General features: G+C 58.1%; 18 protein-coding genes. 10 read left to right on the forward strand and 8 right to left on the reverse strand.

Annotated elements, in window-relative coordinates; all coding sequences use genetic code 11:
* Position 1: 1 nt before the first annotated feature.
* From QVF11_RS23945 to QVF11_RS23980, 8 genes are read left to right on the forward strand one after another with little or no spacing between them, the layout of a single operon-like run.
* On the forward strand, positions 2–424 hold the full coding sequence (locus QVF11_RS23945) for an acyl-CoA thioesterase (protein ID WP_112214837.1): 423 nt from the start codon (positions 2–4) through the stop codon (positions 422–424).
* Positions 421–1,026, forward strand: a complete 606-nt coding sequence (locus QVF11_RS23950; RefSeq protein ID WP_112214838.1) for a LolA family protein — start codon at positions 421–423, stop codon at positions 1,024–1,026. The genes QVF11_RS23945 and QVF11_RS23950 overlap by 4 nt, the downstream gene beginning before the upstream one ends.
* Positions 995–3,313 carry an MMPL family transporter gene (locus tag QVF11_RS23955; protein ID WP_287859772.1) on the forward strand — a complete coding sequence of 773 codons (2,319 nt, stop codon included), beginning with the start codon at positions 995–997 and terminating at the stop codon, positions 3,311–3,313. Before QVF11_RS23950 ends, QVF11_RS23955 begins: the two co-directional genes overlap by 32 nt.
* Entirely contained in the window at positions 3,310–3,894 is a 585-nt protein-coding gene (locus QVF11_RS23960; protein ID WP_287859775.1) for a DUF3261 domain-containing protein, read from the forward strand. Before QVF11_RS23955 ends, QVF11_RS23960 begins: the two co-directional genes overlap by 4 nt.
* A gap of 1 nt (position 3,895) precedes the next feature.
* Positions 3,896–5,065 carry a beta-ketoacyl-[acyl-carrier-protein] synthase family protein gene (locus QVF11_RS23965; RefSeq protein ID WP_287859778.1) on the forward strand — a complete coding sequence of 390 codons (1,170 nt, stop codon included), beginning with the start codon at positions 3,896–3,898 and terminating at the stop codon, positions 5,063–5,065.
* Positions 5,062–5,538 (forward strand): ApeP family dehydratase, encoded by a 477-nt coding sequence (locus QVF11_RS23970; protein ID WP_287859780.1) that lies wholly within the window; start codon positions 5,062–5,064, stop codon positions 5,536–5,538. The genes QVF11_RS23965 and QVF11_RS23970 overlap by 4 nt, the downstream gene beginning before the upstream one ends.
* The gene (locus tag QVF11_RS23975; RefSeq protein WP_287859783.1) at positions 5,535–6,266 is read left to right on the forward strand and encodes a 3-ketoacyl-ACP reductase FabG2; all 732 of its coding nucleotides are present in this window, start codon (positions 5,535–5,537) and stop codon (positions 6,264–6,266) included. Before QVF11_RS23970 ends, QVF11_RS23975 begins: the two co-directional genes overlap by 4 nt.
* The gene (locus QVF11_RS23980) at positions 6,263–7,492 is read left to right on the forward strand and encodes a beta-ketoacyl-ACP synthase (protein ID WP_287859786.1); all 1,230 of its coding nucleotides are present in this window, start codon (positions 6,263–6,265) and stop codon (positions 7,490–7,492) included. Before QVF11_RS23975 ends, QVF11_RS23980 begins: the two co-directional genes overlap by 4 nt.
* A 142-nt stretch (positions 7,493–7,634) precedes the next feature.
* On the opposite strand, the gene arnF is transcribed toward QVF11_RS23980, so the two are convergent.
* The 8 genes from arnF to QVF11_RS24020 form a co-directional block, all read right to left on the reverse strand.
* Positions 7,635–8,018 carry a 4-amino-4-deoxy-L-arabinose-phosphoundecaprenol flippase subunit ArnF gene (gene arnF, locus QVF11_RS23985; RefSeq protein ID WP_287859789.1) on the reverse strand — a complete coding sequence of 128 codons (384 nt, stop codon included), beginning with the start codon at positions 8,016–8,018 and terminating at the stop codon, positions 7,635–7,637.
* Positions 8,018–8,356 carry a 4-amino-4-deoxy-L-arabinose-phosphoundecaprenol flippase subunit ArnE gene (gene arnE, locus QVF11_RS23990; RefSeq protein ID WP_112214846.1) on the reverse strand — a complete coding sequence of 113 codons (339 nt, stop codon included), beginning with the start codon at positions 8,354–8,356 and terminating at the stop codon, positions 8,018–8,020. The genes arnF and arnE overlap by 1 nt, the downstream gene beginning before the upstream one ends.
* Positions 8,353–10,008: a lipid IV(A) 4-amino-4-deoxy-L-arabinosyltransferase gene (gene arnT / locus QVF11_RS23995; RefSeq protein ID WP_112214847.1), complete on the reverse strand. Its 1,656-nt coding sequence runs from the start codon at positions 10,006–10,008 to the stop codon at positions 8,353–8,355. The genes arnE and arnT overlap by 4 nt, the downstream gene beginning before the upstream one ends.
* A complete protein-coding gene (gene arnD / locus QVF11_RS24000; protein WP_287859794.1) occupies positions 10,008–10,910 on the reverse strand; it encodes a 4-deoxy-4-formamido-L-arabinose-phosphoundecaprenol deformylase in 903 nt (300 codons plus the stop codon). The genes arnT and arnD overlap by 1 nt, the downstream gene beginning before the upstream one ends.
* Positions 10,907–12,892 (reverse strand): bifunctional UDP-4-amino-4-deoxy-L-arabinose formyltransferase/UDP-glucuronic acid oxidase ArnA, encoded by a 1,986-nt coding sequence (gene arnA / locus QVF11_RS24005; RefSeq protein WP_287859796.1) that lies wholly within the window; start codon positions 12,890–12,892, stop codon positions 10,907–10,909. The genes arnD and arnA overlap by 4 nt, the downstream gene beginning before the upstream one ends.
* Positions 12,889–13,872 (reverse strand): undecaprenyl-phosphate 4-deoxy-4-formamido-L-arabinose transferase, encoded by a 984-nt coding sequence (gene arnC / locus QVF11_RS24010; protein ID WP_112214850.1) that lies wholly within the window; start codon positions 13,870–13,872, stop codon positions 12,889–12,891. Before arnC ends, arnA begins: the two co-directional genes overlap by 4 nt.
* Before the next feature lies 1 nt (position 13,873).
* Positions 13,874–15,013 (reverse strand): UDP-4-amino-4-deoxy-L-arabinose aminotransferase, encoded by a 1,140-nt coding sequence (gene arnB / locus QVF11_RS24015; protein ID WP_287859816.1) that lies wholly within the window; start codon positions 15,011–15,013, stop codon positions 13,874–13,876.
* A 399-nt stretch (positions 15,014–15,412) separates the two neighbouring features.
* Positions 15,413–15,919, reverse strand: coding sequence for a phenolic acid decarboxylase (locus QVF11_RS24020; RefSeq protein WP_167492846.1), 507 nt, complete (start codon positions 15,917–15,919; stop codon positions 15,413–15,415).
* 97 nt (positions 15,920–16,016) lie between these two features.
* On the opposite strand from QVF11_RS24020, the gene QVF11_RS24025 reads away from it, so the two are divergent.
* Both QVF11_RS24025 and QVF11_RS24030 read left to right on the forward strand, forming a co-directional pair.
* Positions 16,017–16,877 carry a LysR family transcriptional regulator gene (locus tag QVF11_RS24025; RefSeq protein WP_287859799.1) on the forward strand — a complete coding sequence of 287 codons (861 nt, stop codon included), beginning with the start codon at positions 16,017–16,019 and terminating at the stop codon, positions 16,875–16,877.
* A complete protein-coding gene (locus tag QVF11_RS24030; RefSeq protein ID WP_287859802.1) occupies positions 16,877–17,014 on the forward strand; it encodes a hypothetical protein in 138 nt (45 codons plus the stop codon). Before QVF11_RS24025 ends, QVF11_RS24030 begins: the two co-directional genes overlap by 1 nt.
* Positions 17,015–17,282 lie beyond the last annotated feature (268 nt).

Consider the following 17,282-nt stretch of genomic DNA (forward strand, 5'->3'; position numbering starts at 1 on the left):
GGTGCTTAACGATCCCCGCTTTACGGCTGAAGTCGAGCTGACCATTCCGTTCCACGACGTCGATATGATGGGCGTGGCGTGGCACGGAAACTATTTCCGCTATTTCGAAATTGCCCGCGAGGCGCTGCTGAATCAGTTCGATTATGGCTATCGGCAGATGAAAGAATCGGGCTATCTGTGGCCGGTAGTCGATACCCGCGTTAAGTACCGCAACCCACTGACCTTTGAGCAGCACATTCGCGTACGCGCCCGCCTCGAGGAGTTCGAAAACCGTCTGCGCATTGGTTACGAAATTTTCGATGCCGAAACCGGCAAGCGCGCCACTACCGGTTACACCATTCAGGTGGCGGTAGAAGAAAAAAGCCGCGAACTGTGCTTCGTCAGCCCGGCAATCCTGTTCGAACGTATGGGAGTCACGCCATGAGATACTTACCACTGCTGGCGCTGCTCATCAGCCCTTTCGTCAGCGCCCTGACGCTTGATGATCTACAACAGCGCTTTACCGAACAGCCGGTGGTTCGCGCTCACTTCGATCAAACCCGCACCATCAAGGATCTGCCGCAGCCGCTGCGATCCCAGGGCAAAATGCTGATCGCTCGCGAACAAGGTTTACTGTGGGATCAAACCGCCCCGTTCCCGATGCAGCTGCTGCTCGATGACAAACGGATGGTACAGGTGATTAACGGCCAGCCGCCGCAAACCATCACCGCCGAGAACAACCCACAAATGTTCCAGTTCAACCATCTGCTACGCGCGCTGTTCCAGGCGGATCGTAAAGTGCTGGAAGAGAACTTTCGCGTAGAGTTTGCTGACAAAGGCGAAGGCCGCTGGACGCTGCGCCTGACGCCGATCACCACGCCGCTGGATAAGATTTTCGCGACCATCGATTTAGCCGGAAAAATCTATCTGGAGAGCATTCAACTGAACGATAAGCAGGGCGATCGCACCGATATCGCCCTTTCCCAACACCAACTGACGCCCGCACAGCTAACTGATGACGAACGCCAACGCTTTGCCGCCCAGTAAACGTCCCGCGCTGTTCTGGGGAATCGCCTGCCTGATCCTGCTGGGCGTGTTGCTGACGCTGTTGCCTCAGGCGCGGCTTAACAGCAGCGTCCTGGCGATGCTGCCAAAACAGGCGCTCGGCGCGATCCCACCGAGCCTCAACGACGGCTTTATGCAGCGCCTTGACCGGCAACTGGTCTGGCTGGTAAGCCCTGGGAAAAAAGCCGACCCGCAGGTTGCCCGCAGCTGGTTGTCGCTATTACAGAAATCGCAGGCGCTGGCTGAGGTCAAAGGCCCGATGGACGCCGACAGCCAGCAGGCCTGGGGCGCTTTCTTCTGGCAGCACCGCAACGGCCTGATCGATAGCGACACCCGCGCACGCCTGCAAAACGGCGGCGAGGCGCAGGCGCAGTGGATTCTTTCCCAACTCTACTCGGCCTTCTCCGGCGTGAGCGGTAAAGAGCTGCAAAATGACCCGCTGATGCTGATGCGCGGCTCGCAGTTGGCAATGGCCAAAAACGGCCAGCGCCTGCGGCTGATGGACGGCTGGCTGGTGGCCCAGGATGAACAGGGCAACTACTGGTACCTGCTGCACGGCGAGCTGGCCGGTTCGTCGTTTGATATGCAGCAGACGCACCATCTGGTCACCACGCTCAATACGCTGGAAGGTGAGCTCAAGGCGCAATATCCGCAGGCGCAGCTGTTGTCTCGCGGGACCATGTTCTACAGCGATTACGCCAGCCAGCAGGCGAAGCGAGATGTTTCGACCCTCGGCGTTGCCACCCTGTTTGGGGTGATTTTGCTGATTGTGGCGGTGTTCCGTTCCCTGCGCCCGCTGCTGCTGTGCCTGATTTCGATCGGTATTGGCGCGCTGGCGGGCACCGTCGTCACGTTGCTGATTTTTGGCGAGCTGCACCTGATGACGCTGGTGATGAGCATGAGCATCATCGGGATCTCCGCTGACTACACGCTTTACTATCTGACCGAGCGGATGGTGCACGGCGCAGAAACCTCACCGTGGCAAAGCCTCAGCAAAGTGCGCAATGCCCTGCTGCTGGCGCTGCTTACCACCGTGGCGGCGTATCTGATTATGATGCTCGCCCCCTTCCCCGGCATTCGTCAGATGGCGGTATTCGCGGCGGTGGGCCTGAGTGCTTCCTGCCTGACGGTGATTTTCTGGCATCCGTGGCTGTGTCGTGGGCTGCCGGTGCGCCCGGTTCCGGCGATGCTACTGATGCTACGCTGGCTTGCGGCCTGGCGACGTAATAAAAAGCTTTCCCTCGGCCTGCCGGTGGCGCTGGCTCTCTTCTCACTGGCGGGAATAGCGACGCTGCGCGTGGACGATGATATCTCGCAGCTCCAGGCGCTGCCACAGGATATCCTGGCACAGGAAAAAGCGATTACCGCGCTGACCGGGCAGAGCGTCGATCAGAAGTGGTTTGTGGTGTACGGCAAGTCTGCACAGCAAACGCTGGAGCGGCTGGAACTGTTTACCCCCGCGCTGGAGCAGGCGAAAAAAGAGGGATGGCTTGGCGGTTATCGCACTATTGCGCTGAATTCACTCGCCCGACAGCAGCAGGATCTCAGCCTGCTGAAAAACGCAGCGCCAGCCGTCATCAAAGCCCTGAACAACGCCGGACTGGCGACGGTAAATCCCGATCTTAACGCCATGCCGGTAACGGTCGATGCCTGGCTTGCCAGCCCGGCCAGCGAAGGCTGGCGGCTGCTGTGGATAACGCTGGTCGATGGCGAAAGTGGCGTGCTGGTACCGGTTGAAGGGATGAAAAACAGTGCTGCATTAAGTACCCTCAGCACGAAATACTCCGGCGTCGCGTGGATGGATCGTAAAAGCAGCTTTGACGAACTGTTCGCGCTGTATCGCCATATTCTGACCGGCCTGCTATTGGTTGCGCTGGCAGTGATTGCCTGCGGCGCGATGGTGCGGCTTGGCTGGCACAAAGGGTTAATCAGTCTCGTGCCATCGGTATTATCACTGGGCTGCAGTCTGGCAGTGCTGGCGCTGAGCAGCCATGCAGTCAATTTGTTCTCGCTGCTGGCGCTGGTGCTGGTACTCGGCATCGGCATTAACTACACGCTGTTTTTCAGCAATCCCCGCGGCACGCCGTTAACCTCATTTTTAGCGATTACGCTGGCCATGCTAACCACCTTGCTCACGCTGGGGATGCTGGTCTTTAGCGCCACTCAGGCGATCAGTAGCTTTGGCATTGTGCTGGTAAGCGGCATTTTCACAGCCTTCCTGCTGTCACCGCTGGCGATGCCAGGGAAAAAAGAGAAAAAAAGAAGATGATTAAACAGACATTCTGGCGCGCCGCTGCGCTGGTCGCCACGCTGATGCTGGCCGGTTGCAGCCACTCACAGCCCGAACAAGAAGGCCGACCACAGGCGTGGCTGGAACCGGGCGCACGCGTGACGCTACCCGCGCCGGGGATCTCTCCGGCGGTCAGTTCCCAGCAGCTCCTCACTGGCAGTTTTAACGGCAAAACCCAGTCGCTGCTGGTGATGCTTAATGCCGATGATAAAAAACTCACCCTGGCAGGACTCTCCTCTGTCGGTATCCGCCTGTTCCTCGTCACTTACGATGAAAAAGGGCTGCATGCCGAACAGTCGATCGTGGTGCCGCAGTTGCCGCCAGCCAGCCAGGTGCTGGCCGACGTGATGCTCAGCCACTGGCCGATTAGCGCCTGGCAGCCACAGCTGCCGAAGGGCTGGACGCTCACCGATATCGGCGACAAGCGCGAGCTGCGCAACGCCCGCGGCAAGCTGGTCACCGAAATCACCTACCTGAACCGCAAAGGCAAGCGCGAGCCCATCAGCATCGAACAGCACGTGTTTAAATACCACATCACCATTCAATACCTGGGTGACTGAGATGATCTACATTTCTGCGGTTGGCTTGATTAACGCGCTGGGCAACAACGCCGATGAAATAGCCGCCAATCTGACGCGCGGCGTGGCTCCCGGTATGCGCCCGCGCACCGGCTGGCTTCAGGGCCATCCGCACGCGGTTTTAGCCGGCGTCGACGGTGAACTGCCGACGATTCCTGATGAGTTTAGCGCCCATCGTTCGCGCAATAATCAGCTACTGCTGGCTGCGCTCGCGCAAATCCAGCCGCAGGTAGATGACGCCATTGCGCAGTTTGGTCGCGACCGCGTTGCCGTGGTGCTCGGCACCAGCACCTCCGGGCTGGACGAAGGCGACGTGCATGTTGATCTCACGCTCAACGGCAAAGCGAGCAGCGCCTGGCAGTACCCGCAGCAGGAGTTGGGCGACCCGTCGCGCTTTCTCAGCCACTGGCTGGCATTAGACGGCCCGGCGTTTACGCTCTCTACCGCCTGCTCATCCAGCGCCCGCGCGATCATGAGCGGACGTCGCCTGGTTGAATCCGGGCTGGCGGATGTGGCGATTGTCGGCGGGGCGGACACGCTAAGCCGGATGCCAATCAACGGTTTCCATAGTCTGGAATCACTCTCGCCGACGCTCTGTCAGCCGTTTGGTCGCGACCGCTGCGGGATTACCATCGGCGAAGGCGCGGCGCTGATGCTGCTGACCCGCGAGCCGCAGCCGATTGCATTGCTGGGCGTTGGCGAATCCAGCGATGCGTACCATATTTCGGCCCCGCATCCGCAGGGCGAAGGGGCGATTCGCGCCATTCGTCAGGCGCTGAACGACGCGGGGCTAACGCCGGAGCAGGTGGGCTATATCAATCTGCACGGTACCGCCACGCCGCTGAATGACAAAATTGAGTCCAACGTGGTAAGCGAGCTGTTTGGCGAGCGCGTGCCATGCAGCTCTACCAAGCACCTGACCGGACACACGCTGGGTGCGGCAGGGATCACCGAAGCCGCCATCAGTATGCTGGTTTTGCAGCGCGACCTGCCGCTACCGCCGCAGGATTTCAGCCAGTCGCCGCGCGATGAAACGCTGCCTGCCTGCGGGATCATCGAGTGCCCGCAGCCGCTGGCGCGCCCGGTCATCCTGTCAAACTCGTTTGCCTTTGGCGGCAATAACGCCAGTATCCTGCTCGGGAGAATGCCATGAGCCACTATTTAGCGCCCGGAGACTATCTGCCTCACGATGCGCCAATGCTGCTGCTTGAAGAAGTGGTTAGCGTGACGGACGACTCCGCTACCTGCCGCGTCACGATATCGCCTAACGGCGTGCTGGCCCCGTTTCTTGATACAGCAGGCAATCTGCCCGGCTGGTTCGCCCTGGAGCTGATGGCGCAGACCGTTGGCGTCTGGTCCGGCTGGCACCGTCATCAGACGGGTCAGGCCAGTATCTCGCTGGGCATGGTGCTCGGGGCACGTGAATTAATCTGTGCGGCGGGAATATTGCCCCACGGCCTGACGCTGGATATTAACGTCACGCTGCTGATGCAAGATGCACGTTTTGGCAGCTTTGAATGCGCCATTCAGGCCGGTGAAGAGATGCTGGCAAGCGGTCGCGTCAACACCTTCCAGCCGACATCGGAAGAACTTAACACCCTATTTCAACAAGGAGCGTCCGCATGAGTCGTTCAGTTTTGGTTACCGGCGCCAGTAAGGGCATCGGTCGCGCTATCGCCCGCCAGCTGGCGGCGGACGGCTTTGTGGTCGGCGTTCACTATCATCGCGATGCACAAGGTGCCCAGGGGACGTTGGATGCAATCCTCAATGCTGGCGGCACGGGGCGTCTGCTGGCCTTTGACGTCGCCAACCGCGAGCAGTGTCGAGAAGTGCTGGAGCAAGATAACGACGCGCACGGTGCCTGGTACGGCATCGTCAGCAATGCCGGCATTACCCGCGATGCCGCCTTCCCGGCGCTCAGCGATAACGACTGGGATGCGGTGATCCACACCAACCTCGACAGCTTCTATAACGTTATCCAGCCGTGCATGATGTCGATGATTAGCGCTCGTCAGGGTGGGCGCATCATTACCTTATCGTCGGTTTCCGGCGTGATGGGCAATCGCGGCCAGGTCAACTACAGCGCCGCCAAGGCGGGGATTATTGGAGCGACAAAAGCGCTGGCGATTGAGCTGGCAAAACGCAAAATTACCGTCAACTGCATCGCGCCGGGGCTAATTGATACCGGGATGATCGAAATGGAAGAGGCCGCGCTGAAAGAAGCCATGTCGATGATCCCGATGAAACGGATGGGCCAGGCCGATGAAGTGGCCGGGCTTGCCAGCTATTTAATGTCAGATATCGCGGGTTACGTCACCCGTCAGGTGATTTCTATCAATGGAGGGATGTTATGACACGTCGCGTCGTGATCACAGGGATGGGCGGCGTCACCGCCTTTGGCGAAAGCTGGCAGACCGTTTCCGCCAGGCTGCTGGCCTATGAAAACGCAGTGCGCAAAATGCCGGAGTGGCAGGTTTATGACGGGCTGCACACGCTGCTGGGCGCGCCGGTGGATGATTTCACCCCACCGGAGCACTATACCCGCAAGCGTATTCGCTCTATGGGTCGCGTGTCGCTGATGTCCACCCGCGCGACCGAACTGGCGCTGGAGCAGGCCGGGCTGATTGGCGATGCGGTGCTGACCAATGGTGAAACCGGCATCGCCTACGGCTCGTCAACCGGCAGCACCGGTCCGGTGAGCGAATTCGCTACCATGTTGACCGAAAAGCACACCAATAATATTACCGGCACCACCTACGTGCAGATGATGCCACACACCACCGCCGTCAACACCGGGCTGTTTTTCGGCCTGCGCGGTCGCGTTATCCCTACCTCCAGCGCCTGCACCTCCGGCAGCCAGGCGATTGGCTACGCATGGGAAGCGATTCGTCACGGCTACCAAACAGTGATGGTCGCTGGCGGCGCGGAAGAGTTGTGTCCGTCGGAAGCGGCGGTGTTTGATACCCTGTTCGCCACCAGCCAGCGTAACGACGAACCGAAAACCACGCCCTCACCGTTTGATGAACATCGCGACGGGCTGGTAATAGGCGAAGGCGCAGGCACGTTGATTCTGGAAGAACTTGAGCACGCCAAAGCGCGCGGCGCGACCATTTACGGCGAGATTATCGGTTTTGCCACCAACTGCGATGCGGCGCATATCACCCAGCCGCAGCGCGAGACGATGCAGATTTGTATGGAGCAGTCGCTGAAAATGGCGGGCTTAAACGCGCGGGATATCGGCTATATTTCGGCTCATGGCACGGCTACCGACCGCGGTGATATTGCGGAAAGCCTGGCAACGGCAGCGATTTATGGCGACAACGTGCCGATCTCGTCACTGAAAAGTTATTTTGGCCATACGCTGGGTGCCTGCGGGGCGCTGGAAGCCTGGATGAGTTTGCAAATGATGCGCGAGGGATGGTTTGCCCCGACGCTCAATTTAAACCGGCCGGATGCTAACTGCGGCGCACTGGATTACATCATGGGTGAAGCCCGCAAGATTGATTGCGAGTTCCTGCAAAGCAACAATTTTGCTTTTGGCGGCATCAACACCTCGCTGGTGATCAAGCGCTGGCCCTGAGAGATAGCTTTTGGGAATAGCGCCGGCCCATTTCCCGGAGGCGGCGCTTCACGCGCCTTGTCCGGGCTACCGGCCCGCAGACGGTTGTGAACCCGTAGCCCGGGAAGCCGCAGCGCCACCGGGACGAAGCAGCGCCGATGCATCAGCCCCGGCGCTTCACCGGCCAGAAGATAGTCAGCACCCCGGCGACAATCAGCAGCACGCCCAATAACGATTGCCAGTGGAAAGGCTCATACCAGCCGGGGAGCCAGATGGCGGCGGCCCACACCAGAATGTAGCTCAGACTGAGTAGCGCGTAGGCCTTCGCCAGCGGTAATTGGTGCAGGGCGAAGTACCAGCAGACCATCGACAACAGATAGCCGAGCAGGCCAAACACCAGGCCAAAGGTCCCCGCCCGCAGATGCAGCAGATGGTTGAGAAAGGTGAGTAAATCCGTCAGCGGCGGCAGTTCAACCATGGCGCTACGCAGCAACAGCTGCGCGCCGCTGACCAGTCCGACGCTGAATAATGCCCAGATTAAGCCCATCAGATGCGGCTCCCCAGAATAACGATCCCGACGACGATCAGCCCTACGCCAACCCAGTGGCGGCGCGCCACCGGCTCGCGCCAGATCCCCCACGCCGCAAGGGTTACCCAGACAAAGTTCAGGCTCAGCATCGGGTAGGCAATGCTGACCGGGATAGACTGCAGTACACTAAGCCACAACAGCATGCTGCAGCCCAGGGAGAGTAATGCTAACCCCAGCCAGCCAAGGATGTGGTGCCCGCGCCGCCCCGATTTGGACGGGCGGGTTGCCTGTTTCTGGCACAGCTGTCCGGCGCAGCTCAGTAAGCTGGCGAAAACCAGACAGATCCAGACGCTCATTGCGGCAAGTACTGGATAAACACTACCCGGCCTAGCTCGTAGGAGTTATCAGGTTTGGGTAGCGGTAAGTCGGCCATACTCTCTCCTTTGTCCATCAGCAGAACCAGTGAAATCGGCCCCTGCTGGCGGTGCGCAGCCAGCCAATCGGCAAACTGTTCTTTATCCACAAACTGGCTCTGCGCATCCGGCCAGGACAGACCGTACTTCAGCTCGCCCTGCTTGTCGAACAGAATGATATCGCTACGCTTTAGCTCCCACGACAGCCCACCGGCAATACCGACATTATTGGTCAAAACATAGCGGCTTGGCGTCAGCGACTCGCTGACGATATCCACCAGGAACTGCGGCTGTTTGCTGTCAATAACCCGGTCCGGGATAGCAAAACCTACCAGCAGCGCCAGTCCCAGCGGGCAAATGGCGGCTAAGGTCCAGCGGCGGCCATTATCTTTCATCGCCAGCCAGCCCATCAGCGCCCAGCAGCCAAAGATCAGCGCCGCCAACAGGCACTTGTACAGCTCAATGTGGCTCCACACCGGATTGTGCATAAAGCCCCAAGGCGAGACCACCAGCACGGCGACCAGGCCAATCAGACCGAAGCCTAAGTTGATCATGCCGTTGATTTTCAGCGCTTTCGCCCCGGCCTTCGCGGCATCCAGCGCGTAGCGAGCCATCAGAATCGACAGCGGCGCGAAACACGGCAGGATGTAGGTTGGTAGCTTACCTTTGGCAATGCTGAAGAACAGGAACGGCATCGCCACCCATCCGAGCAAATACAGCGCCCCGCGCGACTCATCGCGTTCGGTCCAGCCGCGCTTGAGCGCCCCTGGTAGCAGCGCCAGCCACGGCAGGCTCCCGGCAATCAGGAACGGGATGTAGTACCAGAACGGCGCTTTATGCTGGGCATCTTTTTCAGCAAAACGCTGGATATGTTCAACCCAGAAGAAGTAGCGCCAGAAGTCCGGTTCGCGTTTGGCGATGGCAAGCCCCCACGGCAGCACTACCAGCACGCAGACTCCCACCGCCAGCCAGCCGTAGGTCAGCACTTCGCGCCAGCGCTTACGCGCAATCACCCACGGCAATACCCCGACCACCGGCACCGCCAGCGCGAGAAAGCCTTTGGTCATCACCCCCATTCCGCAGGCCACGCCCAGTAAGACGTAGCCAACGATTTTGCCGCTGTGACTTTGGGCCTGTACCGCGCCCCAGAAGCTGCACATCGCCAGCGCCATCCACATGGTAATCATCGGGTCCAGTACCGCATAGGTACCGATACCGTAGACCAGCAGCGCGGTCAGGAAGATAACCGGCGACAGGATCGCCAGGCGTTTATCGCGGAAAATCCGCCATGCCAGCCAGGCTACCAGCAGGGCGGTGACGGTAATGGAGAACACCACCCCGAAGCGGACGCCAAAATTATTGTGACCGAATAGCCACTGGCCAATGCTGTTAATCCAGTATCCGGCGATTGGTTTTTCAAAATAGCGCAGGCCGAGGAAATGCGGCACCACCCAGTCGCCGGTCGCCAGCATCTCACGGCTGATTTCCGCATAGCGGGTTTCATCCGGCTGCCAAAGCAAGCGGAAGTTTAGCGGCAGTAAATAGTAGAGGGCAAAAAGAGCGACCAGAGCCGCACCGTAGCGAATGCTTTTCATCAAACACCCGAATTGAGTAATTGTTCACGTCCAAGCCAGCCTTCCCGGCCAGCCAGTTCTCCACGAACCACTTTGCCTCGCGGCAGCACGCTAAAATCGGCGGGCAGCAACTGGCTTAGCGGGCAAAACTGAATCTCTTCCTGAGCGGCCATGGTCAGCATTTCATCGAACTGTTGAGCAAAGGCAATACCTTCAACTTCAGCGTGGATGGTATAGACCGGCGTACCCGTATCGCGATGGATACAATCCAGCAGATAGCGATTGAAACCCGCAATATCCACCGCGCTGCCGACCACTTCATCCCAGGTCGGTAACGTCACCGGGATTTGCACGGTTCCCGGCGCGCCGTTGCCAAGCTGCGGCAGAAACGGGCCTGTCCCGCGACAGTCGCTGTTATAGAGGAAATCAAAAGCTTCTTTGGCCTTGATGACCCGCTGATCGGCACGCCAGCCAGCCACGGCGGAGCAGGCCACTGGACGGCCGATAATCCGCTCCAGCTCCAGCAGTCCGCGCTCAACCTCCAGCGTCAGGCGTTCCTGTGGCCAGACGCCGCTCCACGCCTGCCAGCTATAGTGATCCCAGGCGTGCAGACCGATTTCATGCTCCTGCGCGGCGGCGCGGATAACCTCTTCATTACCCGCACCAATTCTGCGCCCCGGCCAGGCGGTACCGGCCAGCAGGATATCCCAGCCGTACAACGAAGCGGCCTTTGAGCGCAGCATCTTCCACAGAAACTTCGGTTTTACCAGGCGCCATAAGTGACGCCCCATATTGTCCGGCCCGACGCTGAAAAAGAAGCTTGCCTGAATCCCGTGCTGGCTTAGCAGAGCCAGCAGCCGCGGGACCCCGTCCCGCGTACCGCGAAAGGTATCGACATCTATGCGTAAGCCGACCTGTCTCATGATTTGTTGTCGTCCACCAGTTCAACGGTGCGCAAGAAGAAGTCCAGGGTGTGTTCCACCGTCTCTTCCATCTCTACCGTCGGCACCCAGTTCAGACAGCGCTTCGCGTTGCGAATGCTCGGCTTACGGTGCTCAACGTCCTGGTAGCCTTTACCGTAATAATCGCTACTTTCGACTTCGCGGAAGCCGGCAAACGGCGGGAAGCGGTCGCGCAGCGGGTGGCGCTCAAAGCAGGCCAGCAGCATTTCCGCCAGCTCTTTGATGCTCGCTTCGTTATCCGGATTACCAATGTTGATAATCTGCCCGTCACAGCGGCCATCTTTGTTCTCGATAATGCGGAACAGCGCTTCGATACCGTCACTGATATCAGTGAAGCAACGCTTCTGCTTACCGCCCTCAATCAGCTTGATCGGCGAACCTTCGACCAGGTTGAGGATCAGTTGGGTGATGGCACGAGAGCTACCGATGCGTGCAGCGTTCAGGTTATCAAGACGCGGCCCCATCCAGTTGAACGGACGGAACAGGGTAAACTTGAGGTTGTTCTTATCGCCATAGGCCCAGATCACGCGGTCCAGCAGTTGCTTGGAAACCGAGTAAATCCAGCGCTGTTTGTTGATCGGCCCGACCACCAGGTTCGAACTATCTTCATCGAAGTTATTGTCGGTGCACATGCCGTACACTTCGGACGTCGACGGGAAGATAATGCGCTTATCGTATTTCACGCAGTCGCGGATAATCTTCAGGTTCTCTTCGAAGTCCAGTTCGAACACGCGTAGCGGGTTGCGGGTGTATTCGATAGGCGTGGCAATCGCCACCAGCGGTAGCACGACGTCGCACTTCTTAATGTGGTACTCGATCCACTCCGAGTGAATACTGATATCGCCTTCCACAAAGTGGAAACGCGGATTGTCGAGGAAACGGCTGATAGCGTCAGAGCCAATATCCAGGCCGTAAATCTCATAGTTGTCGTCCTGCAGCAGGCGCTCGGTCAGGTGGTTGCCGATAAAGCCGTTCACCCCGAGGATCAGCACGCGGGTGCGGCGCTTAATCGCCACGACCGGCTTGCTGCTCAGCACCGCGCCAGCAACCAGGCCCAGCGCCTGCGCCAGTTGCGTACCCTGCATATAAACGCCGCGTTCGGTCTGCCCGGTGACGATTTCCAGCGCCCCTTCCTGACAGGCAACAACCAGAGGCGCAGTGGAAATCACCGTACCCGCTTTGGCAGCGCTTAGATCGTGGCGCACGCGGGACTTCCAGACGATAAACTTATTTGCCCCGGCGTAGCCGAACGCGCCCGGCCACGGATCGGAGACCGCGCGCACCAGGTTATGCAGCGTCTGAGCGGGTTGCTCCCAATCGAGGCGACCATCTTCCGGCGTGCGGCGACCCACGTAGGTCGCCTGGCTTTCATCTTGTGCACGCTCTTCGGTTTTACCGTCGCGGATAGCCGGCAGCGCCTGGCCCAGCAGTTCGGATGCCGCAGCGCAAAGTTTACGATGCAGAACCAGCGCCGCGTCATCTGCGCCGATAGCCACGCTTTTCTGCGCCACGATATTCCCGGCGTCCGCGCGGTTAACCATACGATGCAGCGTCACGCCGGTTTCGCTTTCACCATTCACCAGCACCCAGTTCAGCGGCGCACGGCCACGGTATTTCGGCAGAAGTGAACCGTGCAGGTTGAAAGCCCCCTGCGGCGCGAGATTCAGAATGTCATCGCACAGCAGGTTGCGGTAATAGAACGAGAACAGCACGTCCGGTTTTATCTCACGGATACGTTCGATCCACAGCGGATGGTTCACGTCTTCTGGCGCCCACACCGGAATGCCTTGCTCTGCGGCAATACGCGCCACGGAGCCAAAGAAATGGTTTTCGCCAGGGTTATCCGGATGGGTAAAAATAGCGGCGATGTCATAACCGGCATCCAGCAGAGACTGAATACCTGCACAACCCATATCGTGATAAGCGAAGACTACAGCTTTCATGAACGATCTTCCTCTTGAGATGCCGTTTCCGGCTGGCGAACAACACGTTGAATAAAGTAGCGGGGACGGGCGCGAACATCGTTATAGATGCGACCGATATACTCCCCTAGCAGGCCCATACCGACAAACTGGGCACCGATAAACATGAACAACACCGCGAAGAGCATAAACACCCCTTCCGCCGCCCACTGTGGGCCAAACACCAGGCGCAGCACCACTAGCAGCAGGCCGAAGGCGAAGCCCAGCAGGGCGATGGCGCTGCCGAACAGGCTCAACAGACGCAGCGGCGTGGTGGTCAGGCAGGTCACCAGGTCGTACATCAGGTTAATCAGGCGCATAAAGCTGTATTTGGAGTCACCAAATTCACGCTCGGCATGCATTACCGGGATCTCAATTGCCCGGCGGGCGAAGGTATTCGCCAGAATTGGGATAAACGTACTGCGCTCGTGGCAGTTGAGCATTGCATCGATAATGTGGCGGCGATAGGCGCGCAGCATGCAGCCATAGTCGCCCATCGCTTTACCGGTAGTACGCTGGATCAGGCGGTTGATCATCTTCGAGGCGCTTTTACGGAAAAAGGTATCCTGGCGGTTCTGGCGAACGGTACCGACTACGTCGTAGCCCTCGTCGGCCTTCTCCACCAGACGCGGGATCTCTTCCGGCGGGTTTTGCAGGTCGGCATCAAGGGTAATGATCAGATCGCCGGTGACGTGGCTGAAGCCCGCCATAATCGCCGAGTGTTGGCCATAGTTGCGGTTCAACAACACCGCCACCACGTGGCTGCCTTCGGCCTCAGCGGCTTCGGTTAACATCCGCGCCGAATCATCGCTACTGCCATCGTCGACCAGCAGAATTTCATATTGGCGTCCGAGCGTCGCGCAGGCGGTATCGGTGCGGCGGATAAGCTCCGGTAGGCTCTCCTGTTCGTTATAAACAGGAATAACGACCGAGACCTTTTTCACGGGAGGATAGCTAAACATATCAACGTCCTGACAGCTGGTGCAGTGCGGCAATGACCCGAGTGACATCGTCATCGGTCATATCCGGGAACAACGGAATGGAACAAATGCGCGCGCTGTTCCATTCCGTATACGGTAATGAAACTTCAGGGAAACGCTCGCGGTAATACTTTTGCGTGTGCGCCGCGCGGAAGTGCAGGCCGGTGCCGATACCCATGGCTTTCAGTTTTTCCATCAGAGCATCGCGGCTGATACCGCAGGTGGCCTCATCGACGCGGATAATAAACAGGTGCCAGGCGTGCTGGTGTTCCCACTCGGGTACTGACAGCGGCTTGAATGGGGTATCAGCGAGTTCACTCAAGTAGCGTTGGGCAATTTTGGCGCGCCACAGATTGGCGTGGGCCAGTTTATCCAGCTGCACCAGGGCCAGCGCGGCGTTGATATCCGCCAGATTGTATTTAAAGCCCGGAGAAATCACCTCCGCCTGCGGGGCACGACCCAGGGTCTGACGGTCATAGGCGTCAACACCGAGACCGTGGAACTTCAGGCTGCGAATGCGCGTCGCCAGCTCGTCATCGTCGGTCACCACCAACCCGCCTTCGGCGCAGGTCATATTTTTGATCGCATGGAACGAGAAGATGGCGGTGCCGCGCCAGCCGACATGGCGGCCTTTGTAGTGCGTTCCCGCCGCGTGTGCAGCGTCTTCAATCACCGCAATTCCGTGCCGCTCGCCAATGGCGCGAATAGCGTCGATATCCACCGGCGCGCCCGCATAGTGCACGGGCACGATCGCTTTAGTACGCGGAGTGATCGCCGCTTCCACCGCTTCAGGGGTAACCATCAGATTATCGGAATCGACATCGATCATCACCGGGGTTGCGCCGAGCAGGCAGATCATGTTCAGCGTGGAGACCCAGGTTTGGGAAGGGGTGATCACTTCATCGCCCGCACCGATTCCCATCGCCATGAGCGTGACGTGCATACCGCCGGTCGCCGAACTGACTGCGATAGCGTGGCGGTTGCCAGTTAACGTACAGAACGCCTCTTCCAGCGCCTGATTTTTCGGCCCGGTGGTGATCCAGCCCGATTGCAAAACTTCACGCAGCGCAGCCAGCTCTGCGTCGCCCATCGACGGGCGCGAAAACGGCAAAAAATCGCTCATCATTTTCCTGTTCTGTAAATGACCCGACGAGGAACGGGGTCGATAAGAAATATCCTGCACCTGCTGACTTAAACAAAATGAAAATGAAAGCGAAATCAGTTTGATGGCGCATTTCATTACAGGATATTTAGATGCTATTAAATTTAGACAGGTTTGCTTAGGATAATATTAAGAAATTAATATTAATTAGATGTTCATTAATTTTTATTTGAAAATCATTGAGATAATTGATTTTAATCGAGATGAACAGAGGGTTGGCGTTCCCACTTCATGGAGAAATAGCAGGAACGCGCTGGAGAAAAGTAAACGAATATTAAACCGAATTCCAATAAACCATCTTTAAACATGGTCTACGAAATATAAAAAATCCAGTTGAATCACAAAATTATTTCAGCAACGTTACAGATTGGCCGGAAAGTTATGAGGTAATTCGTTAGCCGGACAATTAATCACTTCGTTATTATCCGCGCCGCAATCGCGAACAAAGGTGATAGTGGCAAACTCATCGATCACTTCTGTTGGATAAGCTGGACCGGCTTCGCGGTAAGACACCATCAGCGGGATATGATCGTTCTGGAAGCAGACGGTTTTTTCCGGATGATTAATGACCCAGCGCGGGAAAAAGATGGTGCCATGGAACAGTTTATCGCCGAGATTAACAATCAGGCTCACGTCGGTGCCGGTCGGTTCAGTCCAGGAAATTTTATAAATGCTTTCACCTACGCGAACAATGTATGCCTGCTGATCTTTTACCCAACGATTCGCCACGATCCCACTATGAATTCGATAATCCAGAGTCGTGCTGTTTTTAACGTAAATCTCGTAGTTCCAGCCATTATCGTAGGTATAAACCAGATGTTTGCCGATAAAACCGCTGAGGTCATGTTTGTCGAAAGTACTCATAATTTGTTCTCCTCTATTTGTTGAGAACAAGCATACTGCTTTAAAAAATGGATAAATAACGCTATATTTGGATTAAATCCATCCATTTTTTAGATTAATTATGCACAAGACCACCCTCGAGCAATGGGCGCTACTGGAAAAAGTTGTTGAGCTGGGTAGCTTTGCGAAGGCGGCGGAAGAGACCCACCGCAGCCAGTCTTCGGTGAGCTATAACCTTGCGCTGTTGCAGGAGCGTCTGGGCGTCACGCTGCTCACGCCATCAGGTCGTCGTGCGGTGCTGACCCCAGCGGGCGAGCTGCTGCTCGGCCAGGTCAAGCCGCTCTTGCAGGCCTTTTCTTATGTTGAAACCCATGCCGCGACCCTGCGCGACGGCGCGCGGACCCGGCTGGACCTGGTGGTCGACAGCATTTTCCCCCGCGATCGGCTATTCGCCATTCTGCGTCAGTTTCAGCAACACTATCCGCAAACCCAGGTGAGGCTGACCGAAGTGCTGGAAAACCTTGAGGAAGAACACCCTGCCCGCACCGAGGCCGATGTGATGGTGCTGACCCGCCGTCAGGATATTACCGGGCGCGGAGAGTGGCTGATGAATATTGATTTTGTCGCCGTCGCCCATCGCGATCACCCGCTTTCGGCATTCGAGGGGCCGCTGGATGATAATACGCTGGCCCCCTGGCCGCTGGTGCGCATCGCTGACCGCAGCAACGACCCGCAATCCGCCCGCGACGCGTGGACGTTCTCCACTATTGATGCCGCCATTGATGCGGTGTTATATCAGGTTGGTTTCGGCTGGCTGCCAGAAGAGCGCATTCGTTCACAGCTCAAACAGGGGGTGCTGAAAGCGCTGCCGCTGGGCCACGGCGCACGGCGGGCTACGCCGCTGCACCTGATCGTTAAACGGGATTTAACGCCGATTGATGAGCAGGTCGCCACGCTGCTCGATCTGTTCAGAACGCCCTGATGGGCTTATTACCCGGCTACGGGTTCATCGATTTTTGCTGGTCTGGTAGCCCGAACAAGACGCGTCAAGCGCCGCCTCCGGGAGATGTGCCGAACCTGATACGCTGGCGCTGCTTCGTCCCGGTGGCGCTGCGCTGACCGGGCTACGGGTTCACCGCCGTCTGCAAGCTGGTAGCCCGAACAAGACGCGTCAAGCGCCGCCTCCGGGAGATGTGCCGAACCTGATACGCTGGCGCTGCTTCGTCCCGGTGGCGCTGCGCTGACCGGGCTACGGGTTCACCGCCGTCTGCGGGCCGGTAGCCCGGACAGGCGCGTCAAGCGCCGCCTCCGGGAGATGTGCGGAACCTGATGCACTGGCGCTGCTTCGTCCCGGTGGCGCTGCGCTGACCGGGCTACGGGTTCACCG

Source organism: Klebsiella sp. (genome assembly GCF_027492335.1).
Taxonomy (GTDB): Bacteria; Pseudomonadota; Gammaproteobacteria; order Enterobacterales; family Enterobacteriaceae; genus Klebsiella; species Klebsiella huaxiensis.